This is a genomic window from Bartonella sp. AP58NXGY (assembly GCF_042195785.1).
Lineage (GTDB): Bacteria > Pseudomonadota > Alphaproteobacteria > Rhizobiales > Rhizobiaceae > Bartonella.
The window spans coordinates 1-249 of the sequence record NZ_JBHIOY010000411.1 but is presented as its reverse complement, the minus strand read 5'-3'; the positions used below and the strand labels follow the sequence as shown (position 1 = coordinate 249).

Below are 249 nucleotides of genomic sequence, written 5' to 3'. Positions count from 1 at the left end.
ACTTGATCAAGAACACCCTTCCCACTACATTCACAAATCAGTGCGCGCTTCTTTCCTAAAACTGTCTGTTGTATCTGGGTTGTAACAGCTGCTAAAAAGCGCTCGTCATCATCCAAAACAAGCCATAACTGTTTTTTCCCCGTGCAAATGGCTTCAATAAGATCTTGCAACGTGATTTCATGTTTAAAACGTTCCACATATGCTCTAAAGGATGCAATGATGTCTTCCAGATAAGGCGCTATACGCTCC

General features: G+C 42.2%; 1 pseudogene. It reads right to left on the bottom strand.

The features are described from left to right. Positions 1 to 249: pseudogene (locus tag ACFINC_RS11735) on the bottom strand (hypothetical protein); the annotation flags it as partial.